General features: G+C 61.0%; 16 protein-coding genes, 1 tRNA gene and 1 pseudogene. 11 read left to right on the top strand and 7 right to left on the bottom strand.

Going from position 1 to position 13,247, the window contains the following annotated elements; translation table 11 throughout:
• Positions 1–129 precede the first annotated feature (129 nt).
• The 6 genes from larC to DW037_RS06405 all read left to right on the top strand — a co-directional run bounded on the left by larC (position 130) and on the right by DW037_RS06405 (position 5,542).
• Positions 130–615 carry a nickel insertion protein gene (gene larC / locus DW037_RS06430; protein ID WP_117629970.1) on the top strand — a complete coding sequence of 162 codons (486 nt, stop codon included), beginning with the start codon at positions 130–132 and terminating at the stop codon, positions 613–615.
• A gap of 57 nt (positions 616–672) precedes the next feature.
• On the top strand, positions 673–1,221 hold the full coding sequence (yfcE, locus tag DW037_RS06425; RefSeq protein ID WP_117629969.1) for a phosphodiesterase: 549 nt from the start codon (positions 673–675) through the stop codon (positions 1,219–1,221).
• Positions 1,222–1,223: 2 nt separating this feature from the next.
• Positions 1,224–2,084, top strand: coding sequence for a nucleoside triphosphate pyrophosphohydrolase (gene mazG / locus DW037_RS06420; RefSeq protein ID WP_117629968.1), 861 nt, complete (start codon positions 1,224–1,226; stop codon positions 2,082–2,084).
• A gap of 189 nt (positions 2,085–2,273) precedes the next feature.
• Positions 2,274–3,563, top strand: a complete 1,290-nt coding sequence (gene eno, locus DW037_RS06415; RefSeq protein ID WP_117629967.1) for a phosphopyruvate hydratase — start codon at positions 2,274–2,276, stop codon at positions 3,561–3,563.
• A 195-nt stretch (positions 3,564–3,758) separates the two neighbouring features.
• A complete protein-coding gene (locus DW037_RS10780) occupies positions 3,759–4,520 on the top strand; it encodes a hypothetical protein (protein ID WP_233502567.1) in 762 nt (253 codons plus the stop codon).
• 20 nt (positions 4,521–4,540) lie between these two features.
• Complete coding sequence (locus DW037_RS06405; protein ID WP_117629966.1) at positions 4,541–5,542, top strand: hypothetical protein; 1,002 nt, start codon at positions 4,541–4,543, stop codon at positions 5,540–5,542.
• 300 nt (positions 5,543–5,842) lie between these two features.
• On the opposite strand, the gene DW037_RS06400 is transcribed toward DW037_RS06405, so the two are convergent.
• Positions 5,843–5,927, bottom strand: a tRNA-Leu gene (locus tag DW037_RS06400).
• A 31-nt stretch (positions 5,928–5,958) separates the two neighbouring features.
• A complete protein-coding gene (locus DW037_RS06395) occupies positions 5,959–6,582 on the bottom strand; it encodes a hypothetical protein (RefSeq protein WP_117629965.1) in 624 nt (207 codons plus the stop codon).
• Positions 6,583–6,745: 163 nt separating this feature from the next.
• Between DW037_RS06395 and DW037_RS06390 the strand changes: the two genes are divergently transcribed.
• Complete coding sequence (locus DW037_RS06390; protein ID WP_055252380.1) at positions 6,746–7,033, top strand: PTS sugar transporter subunit IIB; 288 nt, start codon at positions 6,746–6,748, stop codon at positions 7,031–7,033.
• 11 nt (positions 7,034–7,044) lie between these two features.
• Positions 7,045–7,419: a VOC family protein gene (locus DW037_RS06385; protein WP_117629964.1), complete on the top strand. Its 375-nt coding sequence runs from the start codon at positions 7,045–7,047 to the stop codon at positions 7,417–7,419.
• Positions 7,420–7,714: 295 nt separating this feature from the next.
• Here the strand turns inward: DW037_RS06385 and DW037_RS06380 are convergent, their stop codons facing one another.
• Genes DW037_RS06380 through DW037_RS06370 form a run of 3 tightly spaced genes read right to left on the bottom strand, consistent with a single transcriptional unit; the run spans position 7,715 to position 10,340 of the window.
• Positions 7,715–9,010 carry a cell wall metabolism sensor histidine kinase WalK gene (locus DW037_RS06380; protein ID WP_117629963.1) on the bottom strand — a complete coding sequence of 432 codons (1,296 nt, stop codon included), beginning with the start codon at positions 9,008–9,010 and terminating at the stop codon, positions 7,715–7,717.
• Positions 8,994–9,779: a response regulator transcription factor gene (locus tag DW037_RS06375; RefSeq protein WP_117629962.1), complete on the bottom strand. Its 786-nt coding sequence runs from the start codon at positions 9,777–9,779 to the stop codon at positions 8,994–8,996. Before DW037_RS06375 ends, DW037_RS06380 begins: the two co-directional genes overlap by 17 nt.
• Positions 9,780–9,797: 18 nt before the next feature.
• Positions 9,798–10,340, bottom strand: a complete 543-nt coding sequence (locus DW037_RS06370; RefSeq protein ID WP_117629961.1) for a DUF4342 domain-containing protein — start codon at positions 10,338–10,340, stop codon at positions 9,798–9,800.
• A gap of 377 nt (positions 10,341–10,717) precedes the next feature.
• Here DW037_RS06370 and DW037_RS06365 point away from each other — a divergent pair, with 377 nt between their 5' ends.
• The gene (locus DW037_RS06365) at positions 10,718–11,479 is read left to right on the top strand and encodes a metallophosphoesterase (protein ID WP_117629960.1); all 762 of its coding nucleotides are present in this window, start codon (positions 10,718–10,720) and stop codon (positions 11,477–11,479) included.
• A gap of 12 nt (positions 11,480–11,491) precedes the next feature.
• Here DW037_RS06365 and DW037_RS06360 read toward each other — a convergent pair whose 3' ends face one another.
• A complete protein-coding gene (locus DW037_RS06360; protein WP_117629959.1) occupies positions 11,492–12,295 on the bottom strand; it encodes a hypothetical protein in 804 nt (267 codons plus the stop codon).
• A 183-nt stretch (positions 12,296–12,478) separates the two neighbouring features.
• Between DW037_RS06360 and DW037_RS10890 the strand changes: the two are divergent.
• A pseudogene (locus DW037_RS10890) lies at positions 12,479–12,601 on the top strand (hypothetical protein); the annotation flags it as partial.
• A 12-nt stretch (positions 12,602–12,613) separates the two neighbouring features.
• On the opposite strand, the gene DW037_RS10775 reads toward DW037_RS10890, so the two are convergent.
• Positions 12,614–12,817 carry a hypothetical protein gene (locus tag DW037_RS10775; protein ID WP_233505716.1) on the bottom strand — a complete coding sequence of 68 codons (204 nt, stop codon included), beginning with the start codon at positions 12,815–12,817 and terminating at the stop codon, positions 12,614–12,616.
• A 28-nt stretch (positions 12,818–12,845) separates the two neighbouring features.
• Here DW037_RS10775 and DW037_RS10770 point away from each other — a divergent pair, with 28 nt between their 5' ends.
• Complete coding sequence (locus tag DW037_RS10770; RefSeq protein WP_233505715.1) at positions 12,846–13,127, top strand: hypothetical protein; 282 nt, start codon at positions 12,846–12,848, stop codon at positions 13,125–13,127.
• The last annotated feature ends 120 nt before the right edge of the window (positions 13,128–13,247 follow it).

Below are 13,247 nucleotides of genomic sequence, written 5' to 3'. Positions count from 1 at the left end.
TTTGGAGGCTGACGTACATGTTTGGATAGGGGCAAGGGCGACGACGGACGAAAGTCACGCCTGTGCCACGTTCGATGTGCTAGCGTTTGGGTGAATAAAACGAGCCCGTGCGGAAAGGATCCGGACCGTATGCAACGTGGAAGTACATCTCCGCTGTCCCGCGAGACCGATGCGCCCGAAACCATCGTCAAGCTGGAGTGCGACATCGATGATGCGTCGCCCGAGGTACTCGCCTATGCCGCCGATCGCCTGCGCGAGGCAGGCGCCCGCGAGGTGCACTGGCTGCCTCTCTACTGCAAAAAAGGTCGCCCCGGCTGGCAGCTGCAGGTAATCTGCTCGCATGAGGATATCGAACGCCTGCAGACGATTATCTTTTTGGAAACCACGACCAACGCCGTTCGTCGCCAGGTGACGGAACGCGTTTGCCTGCCGCGTCGTTTTGAGCAGGTAGCGACGCCTTGGGGCGAGGTGTCCGTTAAGGTGGCGACCCTGCCAGACGGCAGCGAGCGCGCGGCTCCCGAGTACGAGGATTGCGCCCGTCTTGCCCGCGAACATGGCGTGCCACTCCAGCGCGTGATGCAGGCGGCACAAGCCTCGGCACTGCGATTTGAATAGCGCGCCCGGCCACATCTCGCGCCTGGCCACATCAACCCCATCCGAAAGGACCCTCCCATGAAATACCTCATCGCCTCCGACATCCACGGCTCGGCATATTGGACCGAGCGCCTCTGCGCCGCCATCGAGTCCGAGCAGCCCGACCGCATCGTCCTGCTGGGCGACCTGCTCTATCACGGTCCGCGCAACGACCTGCCGCGCGATTACGCCCCCAAGCGCGTGATTCCGCTGCTCAACGCCCCGGCCGACCGCATCATCGCGGTGCGCGGCAACTGCGACGCCGAGGTCGACCAGATGGTGCTCGACTTCCCCGTCATGGCCGACTACGCCACGCTGTTCGATGAGGCCGGCCGCGAGCTGTTCCTGACGCACGGCCACGTCTTTGGCGCCGGCATGCACAACAGCGTCGACCACGCGCCCGCGCTGCCCAAGGGCTCCGCGCTCGTCTACGGCCATACGCACATCAAGGTCAACGAAGCGAGCGAGACGCACCCGGGCCTGTGGCTCTTCAATCCCGGCAGCGTGAGCATTCCCAAAGACGGCACGCACAGCTACGGTATCTACGAGGACGGTGCGTTCCGCCACGTGATCCTGGAGGAGGAGTAACCATGCCCGAGCAGCTGGCTCAGCAAAATGCCGAGGGCTCGCGCGATCTGTCCACGCTGGTCGACGCGTCGGCCGAGCTGCAGCATCTGGTGCAGACCATCTGGCGCCTGCGTCAGCCCGATGGCTGCCCGTGGGACCGCGAACAGACGCATCAGAGCATTGGCAAGAACATGATCGAGGAGGCCTACGAGGCGCTCGACTGCATCGAGGCCGACGACGTGGCGCATCTGCGCGAGGAACTCGGCGACGTGCTCATGCAGGTCGTACTGCATGCGCAGATTGCGGCGGACGCCGGTGAGTTTTCGCTGGCCGATGTGGCACGCGATATCGACGCCAAGCTCATCCGCCGCCACCCACACGTGTTTGGCGATGCGGACGCCGAGAGCTCCGACGAGGTTCTCAAGATCTGGGACGAGGTCAAGCTTGCCGAGAAGGCCGCCAAAGACCAGGCCGTGGCGGCAGGCGAGGCCGCGCCCGAGGGTCTGCTCGACGGCGTGCCCACGCACCTGCCGGCGCTGATGCAGGCTCAGAAGGTGTCGCGCAAGGCGGCTGCCGTGGGCTTTGAGTGGGAGACGGTCCAGGACGTGTGGGACGAGGTCGCCGAGGAGCGTGCCGAGTTTGAGGCCGAGGCTTCCGGCTCGCCCGAGCGCGAGATGGAGTTTGGCGACCTGCTCTTTGCTCTGGTCAACGTTGCGCGCAAGGAGGGAATCGACGCCGAGAGCGCCCTGCGTGCCAGCACGGCAAAGTTCCGCCGCCGCTGGGCCGCGATGGAGCAGATGGCGGCCGACGCCCACGTGGATCTGGCCGAGCTTTCGACCCACGGCCTCAATGACCTCTGGGATGCCGCAAAGGCAGAGGAGTAAGACTGCGGGGGCGACGGGACGGACTTGTCCCATCGCCCCTATTATTTTTTAAAAAGATTGTATCCCTTGGCTAACTTAGGGCATAATGCAAAAAGTGCGATAAGGCTAACTTATGAACCTGCGCGCCGCTGTAGCGTGCAAGCCGTGTCGCCAAGCATTCAACCCGTTTCCAAGTGAGAGGGAGACAACATGAGCGATATTTTGGATGTCTACGGTCGCGAGGTACTCGACAGCCGCGGCAACCCCACCGTCGAGGTCGAGGTCGTGCTCGAGGACGGCAGCTTCGGCCGCGCGATGGTGCCTTCGGGCGCTTCGACCGGCGCCTTTGAGGCCTGCGAGCTGCGTGATGGCGACAAGGGCCGCTATCTGGGCAAGGGCGTCTCTCGGGCCGTCGAGCACGTCAATAACGAGTGCGCTAACGCCGTCGTGGGCCTCGACGCCTTCGACCAGCGCGCCGTCGATGCCGCGCTGATTGCCGCGGACGGTACCCCCAACAAGACCAAGCTCGGTGCCAACGCCATCCTGGGCGTGTCGCTGGCCGTCGCCCGCGCCGCTGCCGAGTCGGCGGGCCTGTCGCTGTACCAGTACCTGGGCGGCGTCAACGCCCACCTGCTGCCCACGCCTATGATGAATATCCTCAACGGTGGCGTCCATGCCGACAATAACGTTGACTTCCAGGAGTTCATGATCATGCCGGTGGGCGCCCCGAGCTTTGCCGAGGGCCTGCGTTGGTGCGCCGAGGTCTACCACACCCTTAAGGGCGTGCTGCACGAGGCGGGCCTGGGCGGCGGCGTGGGCGACGAGGGCGGCTTTGCGCCCAACCTCAAGACCAATGCCGAGCCGTTCGAGTACATTACCAAGGCCGTCGAGAAGGCTGGCTTTAAGCCCGGCGTCGACTTCATGTACGCCATGGATCCGGCCTCGACCGAGTTCTACAACGCCGAGACCGGCATGTACGAGCTCAAGGGCGAGGGCGTGGAGTACACGAGTGCCCAGATGGTTGATTACTGGGAGAAGCTCGTCGACACCTATCCCATCATCTCCATCGAGGACGGCATGGCCGAGGAGGACTGGGACGGTTGGGTTGAGCTTACCCGCCGCATTGGCAACAAGGTGCAGCTGGTGGGCGACGACCTGTTCGTCACCAACACCGAGCGCCTCAAGAAGGGCATCGAGCTGGGTGCCGCCAACGCGATCCTGGTCAAGGTCAATCAGATCGGCACGCTCACCGAGTCGCTCGAGGCCATCGAGACCGCCAAGGAGGCCGGTTACGCCTGCATCGTGAGTCACCGCTCCGGCGAGACCGAGGATTCCACGATCGCCGACCTGGTCGTGGGCGTCAATGCCGGCCAGATCAAGTCGGGCGCCCCGTGCCGCAGCGACCGTATCGCCAAGTACAACCAGCTCATTCGCATCGAGGACGAGCTCGAGGGCAGCGCGCGCTACGCCGGCAAGGCCGCGTTCTACAACATTCGCTAAACGGGCGAATTTGGCGAGGAGGAGGCTGACTCGGTTCCGCCCCGCCTTGGCTGGACGCCGCAAAGCGCTGTGGGCGCTGGGCCATATGGCTCAGCGCCTTTTTTATGTCGAGCAAAGGCTGGCGAAGGCGGTGCGGGCGCTCGTGCTATAACTAAAGGACTTAGCGCAAACAAACCTCAACCGCACAAGGCGCACATGGATCAGATTTACGACAACAGGTACTATTCCGCCGGTTCACGCGAGCCGTCGCCTCGCCGTGCACGCACGGTGCAGCTCGGTGGGCCCGCCTACGCCGGCGTCGACCGCCCCGTGCAGCGCCCGACAAGTACCTCGCGCCCCAATGCTCAAGTGAATACTTCGACAGATGGACCGGTGCGCCCGGCACGTTCGTCGCATACGTCGCGTCCCTCGACTCAGGCACACGACAAATCGAGCAGGCCCTCGAACCGTTTTTCGGGCTCGGACTTTATGCGCTACGCCAACGACAACGCGGTGGTCAAGGCGATCTATGACTTTACGCATGGCTCTCTGCGTCCGCTGTTTATCGGTGTCGTGGTGGCGCTGGTGCTCGTGAGCCTGTATTTCCCCGTGCGCGACCTGTACGTGGCAAAGCGTTCGAGCGATATCTTGGCCAAGCAGGTCGAGATTCGCCAGCAATACAATGATGAGCTGCAAAAAAGCGTCGACAAGCTGCTCTCGGAGGAGGGTATCAAGGACGCGGCGTCCGAGGACCTGGGCCTGGTGATGCCCGGCGAGAAGAAGATTGACGTGCTGGGCTTGGACGACGATTCGGACTCGTCGTCGAGCAAAAAGTCCTCAAACGCCAAGAAGGCCAGCGAAGTGGCCAAGGAAATCGAAGAAGTCGGCAAGGACGCGCCGTGGTACATCCAGGCGCTCGACATGCTGTTTGGGTTTAACGGCGTCGAGGGCCAGACGGTCGTGTCCAACGGCAAATAGCGCCCGGAGGGGAGCCCGCAATGACAAATTGCAAACGCTATAAGGTAGCCGCGATCGACCTGGGAACGGTGTCGTCGCGACTGGTGCTGGCGCAGGTCGAGGCCGGGGCGATCGTGGAATCGTCCAAGCATACCGAGATTACCGACCTGGGCGAGGGCGTGGACGCGACGGGCCGCTTTTGCGAGGCGGCCGTTGAGCGTGTGCTCGCTGCGTGCCGTACGTTTGTGGACGAGGCGCGCGCCTTTGGGGCCGTGTGCGTCTGCACCACGTGCACGAGTGCCGCGCGCGATGCGTCCAATGCCGCGTTGCTGCTGGACGGCCTGCGCGAGTTGGGGCTCGAACCACAGGTGATTCCGGGCGAGGTCGAGGCGCGCCTGACGTTTTTTGGCGTGGCGCACGACTTTGCCGGCGAGCGCATCATCGTCGCGGATTCGGGCGGCGGGTCCACGGAACTCGCGACGGGCGTATACGCTCCGGAGCGCGGTGTCTTTGCGCTGGAGGGAACGCGCTCGCTGGACATCGGTTGCCGTCGCGTGACGGAGCGCTTTTTCTCCGCGTTGCCGCCCGCGGATGGCGAGCTTGCTGCCGCTGCCGCGTGGGCAGGCGAGCAGTTTGCCGCCTATTTTGAAGGCCTGCCCAGCGACTTTGAGCGCGCCGAACGCCTCGTTGCGGTGGGCGGCACCGTCACCACGCTCGTGGCACTCGTTCACGAGCTGGAGCCGTATGATTCGAGCTTTGTGCACCTGCGCGAGCTTTCGATGGAGCAGGTTTCGGCTGCCATCGAGCGTATGTCCGCGCTGGATGTGGAGGGTATCGCCGCGCTACCGGGTGTACAGCCCAAACGCGCGGGCGTGATTCTGGCCGGCGCCGTGGTGATTCGCGAGCTCATGCGAGCCGGCGGCTACAAGACGCTCACCGTAAGTGAGAACAGCCTCCTCGCCGGCATGGCCGCCACCATCAACGAGGTTCTCGACGGCGCGACCCCCACCATCGCCTGGACCCCGAGCCTGAGCACCCTTTAAAAGTAGTCAAAAAAGCTCTGTCCCAAATGAGCTGCTCTGCAGTTGACGGCACCTAAAAGAAACGAGCCCGCATCCCTTGGGGACACGGGCTCGTAGACAATACGTGGTAGGGGCGGTGGGACGTCTGCGCATTTGCTGCGCAAATGCGCACCGGCTTCGGCCGCCTGTCGGCGCCCTCGCCGGCTCGCTACGGACGCTGCGCGTCCGCTTGACGCTCGCCCCCTCGCGGGTTCGAGCCCCACCGGCGTCCAAAAGAAACAAGCCCGCATCCCCATGGGGCACGGGCCCGTAAAAGCCAAATGGTAGGGGCGGTGGGACTCGAACCCACAATCCTTGCGGCGAGAGATTTTAAGTCTCCTGCGTATGCCAATTCCGCCACGCCCCCGTGAGACTAGAAGTCTAGCACAAGCCGTCCGTTACGCGTTGACGGCCATCGAGTGCTGCCCCGACTTCTCCAGGAACTCCTGGAACTTGGCTTCGTCGCCCTTGTTCTTGTACTGCAGGGCCAGCAGGTACTCCAGGCGGCAGCGCTTGACCGGGTCGTCGCCGACATCCTCGAGCATGCGCTCCAACTCGGGAATGTCGTTGTGGCGCTTGAGGATCATCGTGTCGTACATCAGCTGACACTCGTGTGCAACCGCCTCGGCTTGACCGCCCTCAAAGCCCTTGATCTCGCGCAACAGCTCTTTGGACTTTTTGCGGTCCTCCTGGCCAACATAGTAGTTAAAGGCCTTAATGACCAGGTCGACGCGCTGCATCTTGGGGAGGTTGAGTCCCAGCAGCAGGTCGAACATCTCGCTGGCGCGCTCGTGGTCCTCGCGCAGCAGATAGGAGTTCAGACGCAGGTAGTCGCGGTTGTAGCGCGGGTACAGCATGCTGGTGAGTTTGCCGTCGAGCAAACGATCGAACTCGTCCCACTGCTTGGCAGCCATAAGCTGCTGCAGGCGCTTAAACGTGGTGCGTTTTTTGATGCTAAAGAACACCGACACGGCGATACAGATGATAACGACGGCGGTCCAGAGTGTGCGGGAATCGGGCATATTAGGGTCCTTAGTCGCTCATAAAGCGAGCGGTATGACAACACGTACTGGATGTATTATACGCAGCGCGCAAGCAAACTGGCATAAAAGCTCATCGAGGCCGAGTGCCATCGCTCGCTGCGGTACACTTACCTAAAGTAAACCATGAAGGGAGACATTACCTATGAAGAAAATCGTTTTGGCTTGCGGTGCTGGCGCTGCTACTTCCACGCTCGTTGCCCAGAAAGTCGCCACCATGCTCGACGCCAACGGTTATGCCGGCAAGTATGAGATCGTGCAGTGCGCCATCTCCGAGGCCAAGGACGCTTGCGACGAGGGCGCCGACCTGCTGATCGCCACCACCGTTGCCCCTGAGGGCCTCACCTGCCCGTACGTGAGCGGCGTGCCCTTCATGACCGGCATGAACCGCGTTGCTGCCGAGAAGGCCGTTCTCGACGTTATGGCTCAGTAGGCGCTGACTGCATGAGTGAGCAGAACGCCAACCCGGTCGAGCTCTTTGGTATGCGCGTTGCCCATGTGGGCATTAACGCTGCCGATCCGGCAGACGCCTTGGAGATCGCGGAGCTGTTCTCGACGATGATGGGCCTGCCCGTTATCGAGACCCCCGTTTCGTACTTTAACGATTCGCTGGTCGAGATCATGAAGCAGAACGGTCGTGGCACCAAGGGCCACATCGGCTTTGCCGTCAACGACATCGATGCGGCCGAGAAGTGGTTTGCCGAGCGCGGGCTCGAGGTCAACGAGGAGTCGCGCGTGCTGCTGCCCGACGGCGGCACTAAGCTCGTGTACTTTAAGCGCGAGTTCGCCGGCTTCGCCGTGCACCTGTGCCGCGAGTAGCGCACAAGCTGCCATAGCTAACGAAAAATGGGGTAAGGCCACGTGGCCTTACCCCATTTTTAATGCCGAGAGGGTGACTGACGGGCTGCCGTAAATCGAAGGTGAATGCTTTTCCGCGAAGTGAACGAGTGAAATCGAGCCCCTGAAGCATCGACACTTTTACGTCGCTCTTTCCTGCGGTTTTGTCAGGTATTTCCTGCGGTTTTGGCGCCAAAAAGTGCGGATGCTTCGGGGGTCCAAAATAGGTCGTTCACTTCGCGGAAAAGCATTCACCTTCGATTCGTGAGAGACGCCCCTACCGCGGCAGGCGAATCGTAAAGCGGCTGCCGACGCCCTCGACTGAGGTCACGCCGATGACACCGCCATGGCTGTCGACGATCCACTTGGCAATGGCGAGCCCCAGACCCGAGCCCTGCGCGCCGGCATCGCGTGCGTTGTCGGCGCGGTAGAACCGTTCAAAAGCGTGAGCTGCGGATTCCTGGTTCATGCCGATACCCTCGTCCTCAACACTTATGTCGATCGTGCCCGCGCCCGCATCCGGCACTACGCCAAATCTGATGGACGTGCCCGCGTTCGAATACTTGGCGGCGTTCTGCACGATCACGCGCAGAGCCTGCTTCACGAGCGCCACGTCGACAGATGCGTCGCAGCGCGGGTCGTTGGCAAGCGTGGTGTCGTACGCCAGCCGATACGTGTGCTCGGTATCGATCATCTGCGATTCCTCGCATACCTCGCCGACCAGTGCGGCCAGGTTGGTATGCGCACGCCGCAGGACCGTGCGCCCGGCATCGCCGCGTGCCAAAAACAGCAGCTGTTCCACGAGCTCTTGCATGTGCTCGCTTTCGGCCTTGAGGGACGCGATGGATTCTGCCAGCACGTCCGGGTCGTCTTTGCCCCAGCGGTCGAGCATGTTCACGTAGCCCTGAATCACCGCGATGGGCGTGCGCAGCTCGTGGCTCGCGTCGTTGACAAAGCGCATCTGCTGCAGCTTGGCCTCTTGCATCTGGCGCAGCAGGCGGTTGAGCGCGACCTCGATGCTTGCCAGGTCGGCGTCGCCGGTGGTGACGCTCGGCGAGTCGACGCTTGCGCGCTCGATGGCCTGCTCCAGCGTTTCCATCTTGCCGCCGGAGAGCTGCATGCGGCCGAGTTCGTCCACGCGCAGGGCCAGATCGTTGAGCGGCGCCATGGTGCGGCGCACGCGGCGGGCGCCGCCGAGCATGTTGAGCACGCTGATGACCTGCCAACCCACAACGACAAGGTAGAGAGGCCATAGCGTGACGAGGTCCTGCGCGAGGGGGAAAGTCTTGGTGGTACGCGCAAGCTCGACGGTATAGGTGAGCGTTGTCAGGTCCCAGCCGCGCGCGGGCGTCAGCGACATGCTGCGAACGGCGGCGCCGGGGATCCATCCCGCGGTAAACGCGCCATCGGGCAGCGTCTGGTTGTATCCATAGACGAGGATCGCCGCCGCAATAACCAACAGTAACAGGTCGAGCCAGATGTGGCTCATCAAGCGGCGCCACATATAGCTCCAGTTGATGGCGCGGGCGATGGAGGTGACGCGCTTGACCTCGGCGTTACGCACGGCAGACATAGCCCACCCCGCGCACGGTCTGGATGATGCGGGCGCCGCCGGCGTCCTCGATCTTGGCGCGCAGGTGCGCGATGTGCACGTCGACGTTGTTGGTGTCGCCCACGTATTCGTAGCCCAGCGCCTCGTGCGCGATGCGCTCGCGCGTGAGCACGGTTTCGGCATGCGTCATAAGCAGGGCGAGGACGTCGAACTCGCGGGCCGTGAGCGCGATGGGCGAGCCGCCGACCGTGACTTCGCGGCGGTCGGGATCGAGCGCGACCGAACCCACGGTGAGCGCGGCGGGGGAGGGCGCGGCAGCGGTCTGGGCCGTGTCGGTTGCCGGGGACATTGTGGCGATACCGGCGGCCGTGCCGCTCGCTACGCCAGCCCCGGCGCTGGCGCCGCCAACGCCCGAAGCCGCTCGCACGGCTTCCGAGCGCTTCAGTGCCACGCGGATCCGTGCGAACAGCTCCTCAATCGCAAACGGCTTGGTCAGGTAATCGTCGGCGCCGGCATCGAGCCCAGCCACCTTGTCCATCACGGCATCGCGCGCGGTGACCATAATCACCGGCACATCCTTGTGCTTGCGGACACGTCGCAAGACCTCCATGCCGTTGAGCTGCGGCAACAGTACGTCGAGCAGAATCAGATCGTAGTCGCGCTCCAGCGCCAGGTCCACGGCAGTGCGGCCATCGGCGGCGTGTTCCACCTGGTAGCCTTCGTGCTCCAGCTCGAGCGTCACAAAGCGGGCGATTTTCTCCTCGTCCTCTACGATCAGGATCCGTGCCATGCGTGCCCCCGTCTGCGATTACTTGTCGTCGTTGAGATTTTGCTTGATGTCGTCCGCAGCGTTAGCAGCGCTATCCATAAGGTTGTTGATGCTGCCGGGCACGTCGCCGTCGCTGTCGATGCGGTAGCGCATGCCAAAGAACAGGCCAATCAGCATCAGCCATATCGTGGCGCCCCAGGCAAACAGCGCGACGATGGGAATCAGGATGGGGATGTTGAGGATGATCGCATCGCGGCGCGTGGCGATAAACTTGGTGTCCAGACTCAGGCGGAAGAGCTTTTTGAGGTACTCCCACGCGCTGTCCATCTTCTTGGAGAAGTCGGTCTTTTCGCTCGACTTTTCGTAGGCTGCCTGCGCGGCGACCATCTCGGCAGAGGGCTCATCGACTGGCGCGGACTCGGTGGCGGCATGCGCCGACGTGGTCTGGGTCTTGCCCTGCGACTCGAGCCAAATGATGGCATCCAGAACGTTGCCGTCGGCGGCGTCGAGCGCCGCCTTGGCGTCGGTGTAGCTCACGTTGCACTTGGTGCGGATGGTTTCAACTTTTTCGAGGTCGTCCATGACCTGTCCTTTCGTTCGATGGGCGCGACGCCAGGCGATCTGCTCGGGCGCGAGCGTTGCGTTCGGCGGCCTGCGTCGCGCGGCGCCGCCCCGCCCTTGGTCGAACTCTATAGTGCAGGTTATAGATTAAGCGATTCTTGAGCCAAGATTAATGCTGGATGAGTTTTTGGGTGGTGTGGGCACAGGCAGTCTTTGAGGCAAGTGCGGGCCGGGCGCCCGGGGCGTAAGGGTAAATTTGTGTCCGCACGGCGAGATATACTTATTACCAACGTTAAGGGCGTGACGGGGCAAAGTTGCCTGCCGCCCGCGAAATCAGAGGGGTCGCCGTGCCGTATGGCGCAAACGAGCGGGGTCCCGACGCAAACAGGGGGTCATAGGTGCATATCTACGCTATGAGTGACATTCACGGGTGTTTGGACGCCTTTAAGGCATCGCTATCCACCATCGACCTCGATGCCCAGGACTTCAAGCTGGTCTTACTTGGCGATTACTGCGATCGAGGCCCCGATTCGCTTGGCGTCTTTGAGCTCATCATGGACCTGCAAAAACGTTACGGCGATCGCGTCGTGGCACTGCGTGGCAACCATGAGGGGATGTTCCTTGAGTACATTGACGAGGTGAACGATCCCAATTTCACGCAGGCATGGATACTTGCCGACAGCAATCTGGCAACGGCTAAGAGCTTCTTAGATGCCGAGGCATTCAAGCACGTTAAGCATCTGTTGAGGCTCAGGGAGTTCGAGGAAGCGTACGCCTTTACGGTCGAGAGCATGAAGGCCGAGCATGCGGACATCATCGCGTGGGTCCGCAAGCTCCCTTATTTTTACGAGAGCCCCTTCGGCCAGGTTTTTGTGCACGCCGGTATTGAAGAGGATGCCGGGGAGTATTGGAAGATGGGCACGTCTGCCGAGTCGTTTACCATGATGCCGCCCGATTACGTGGGGCGTAAGTTCTACCTGGATGTTATCGCCGGGCACATCAATACCGAAGCGGCTTCGGGCATCGCAGGCTACCGCGGTATCTGGTATGACGGAGCCAGCCATTTCTACATTGACGGGAACGTAGTTCAGCACGGTGAGGTCGTCGTGCTGAACTACGACTCAGAGACAGGGAAGTACAGCGGGCAAGGGCTGGAGTAGGTTGACGGGCGATTATTTGTCTGCCAACCTACGCAGTGCTTCCTTAAGCCAACCATTCATCGCTTCCGAGCGATATGTTATTGTCCAGGGCTTTGGGGCCGTCTTCGGTTTAACAAGCTGTAGCTTGATGCGCCTGTTTTCAGGCTGGTTAGGGGAACACAATAACTGTAGATGCAATGCACTTAAATCGCCCATGTCCCGCGATTTAAAATGTTGATACAGGCAATGGTATTCGTGCTGATCACTGCTTAAAGCGTGAGCGACATCGAGGTATGCGAGCACGGAGATGAGCACATGCCATTGCTGATTTAAATTGTCATGCGCGCTGTCGGTAAAGGGCTTGAAGGCATCGACTTCTGCAATTGTATCGTCGTCAAAATAAAAGCGGTAATGCTTTTGCTTATCGGTGCGGTGTCTGAGCACAAGATAGAAGGCCGCGTTTTCCGGGTGATTTTTCATTATGTTAATTGTCGGTCCGAGTCTTTTTGCCTGCTTCGCTTGTCTCCATTCGGTTCCACACCAATCGCCCCATACGTCTTCCCTGAGAGCGGCTTCCATTGCAGCGAGCTCACTGTTGTCAAGCTGATTCAGAGCGACTATGGCTTCGCCCAACGTCTCGGCATCGTCTGCGCTATTACTGCTTTCGGAACCGATCTCGCAGGAATCGTTGCACCATCCAATGAAGTTCTTGACGCCTATTCCTATTGGATGATCGATATGAAACTTTTTGGTCGGGGATGCACTGTTGCGCACGCTATCGACACGGTTGAAAAAGTCCTGGATGTGGTTCAAATCGGCGAGCTTGGCTTCGTCCATATCTGGATTCCTTTCTCATCAGGAAACATGTCTCATTATAGGCATGCCTGCGGTCGTAGCGGCTAGGGGTGCCAGCATGGTCCCAGGGGAGGAAAATGATGGCCTCTCAACGACAGCGCTGCGGCAGGAACAGATTAAGCAAGGCACTGCGCCTGTGCGTTATGCAAATCACGTTGCAAAAGTATGAAAATATCCTACAAATGCAACATGAAGTACTTTAGCAACATAACGGCGATAAGCGAGCTTTCCGAGAGCGAGGGCGTGTTCACCACGGCTCAGGCGGCTCGCATGGACATTTCTCGAGATGCGCTGGCGCACTCATGCCGCGTGGGGCGTCTTGAGCGGATATGCCACGGTGCCTACCGGATGTCGGGCGCGCAGCGCCGAGACACCGACGAGCTCAACGCTCTTTGGAAGCTCACCAATCCCTCCCTGTGCGCGTGGGAGAGAAAACGCCAGTGGGATGGCATCGCCGTGAGCGGTACGACTGCGGCGAACCTGCAGCAAATGGGCGATTTCCATCTGTCCCCCCTACAGGATGACCGCGCCCATGCGCATCAATACGAGAAACGATTCCCTTTCTTTTGTAAAGCGCGAGATTGCCGAGCGGGATATCGTTTGGCTCGACGGCCTGCCGGTAACCAAGCCCGAGCGCACGCTTGTCGATCTTTGCCTCGATTGCGAGGACCCCTCATTAATTATCGATGCCTATAACGATGCGCTTGGGCGAGGGCTCGATATACAGCGGCTGAAAGAATTCGTAAAGGAGAACTCTAAAACCGCCAAGCGGCGCGGACTGATGATGCCTTTGCTGATGGTACTGAACGGGTAATGTGAAACAGAGGACATGGTGAAGTACAAAACGCCTGCCGCATTGAAGATGGCTGTTAGGAATGCCGCAAGGCAGTTTTAAATGAGCGCCGAAACGTGAATAATCGTGCTGCGACTGTCA

The sequence above is a fragment of the Collinsella sp. AF39-11AT genome (assembly GCF_003474585.1).
In the GTDB taxonomy this organism is placed as follows: domain Bacteria; phylum Actinomycetota; class Coriobacteriia; order Coriobacteriales; family Coriobacteriaceae; genus Collinsella.
This window is presented reverse-complemented; position numbering and strand designations above follow the sequence as displayed.

Coding starts and splice junctions, on each gene's coding strand:
- DW037_RS10780 (WP_233502567.1), top strand. CDS start 3,759: ATGGATCAGATTTACGACAACAGGTACTATTCCGCCGGTTCACGCGAG.
- yfcE (WP_117629969.1), top strand. CDS start 673: ATGAAATACCTCATCGCCTCCGACATCCACGGCTCGGCATATTGGACC.
- DW037_RS06370 (WP_117629961.1), bottom strand. CDS start 10,340: ATGGACGACCTCGAAAAAGTTGAAACCATCCGCACCAAGTGCAACGTG.
- eno (WP_117629967.1), top strand. CDS start 2,274: ATGAGCGATATTTTGGATGTCTACGGTCGCGAGGTACTCGACAGCCGC.
- DW037_RS06380 (WP_117629963.1), bottom strand. CDS start 9,010: ATGTCTGCCGTGCGTAACGCCGAGGTCAAGCGCGTCACCTCCATCGCC.
- DW037_RS06390 (WP_055252380.1), top strand. CDS start 6,746: ATGAAGAAAATCGTTTTGGCTTGCGGTGCTGGCGCTGCTACTTCCACG.
- larC (WP_117629970.1), top strand. CDS start 130: ATGCAACGTGGAAGTACATCTCCGCTGTCCCGCGAGACCGATGCGCCC.
- DW037_RS06405 (WP_117629966.1), top strand. CDS start 4,541: ATGACAAATTGCAAACGCTATAAGGTAGCCGCGATCGACCTGGGAACG.
- DW037_RS06395 (WP_117629965.1), bottom strand. CDS start 6,582: ATGCCCGATTCCCGCACACTCTGGACCGCCGTCGTTATCATCTGTATC.
- DW037_RS06360 (WP_117629959.1), bottom strand. CDS start 12,295: ATGGACGAAGCCAAGCTCGCCGATTTGAACCACATCCAGGACTTTTTC.
- DW037_RS06385 (WP_117629964.1), top strand. CDS start 7,045: ATGAGTGAGCAGAACGCCAACCCGGTCGAGCTCTTTGGTATGCGCGTT.
- DW037_RS06375 (WP_117629962.1), bottom strand. CDS start 9,779: ATGGCACGGATCCTGATCGTAGAGGACGAGGAGAAAATCGCCCGCTTT.
- mazG (WP_117629968.1), top strand. CDS start 1,224: ATGCCCGAGCAGCTGGCTCAGCAAAATGCCGAGGGCTCGCGCGATCTG.
- DW037_RS10770 (WP_233505715.1), top strand. CDS start 12,846: ATGCGCATCAATACGAGAAACGATTCCCTTTCTTTTGTAAAGCGCGAG.
- DW037_RS10775 (WP_233505716.1), bottom strand. CDS start 12,817: ATGGAAATCGCCCATTTGCTGCAGGTTCGCCGCAGTCGTACCGCTCAC.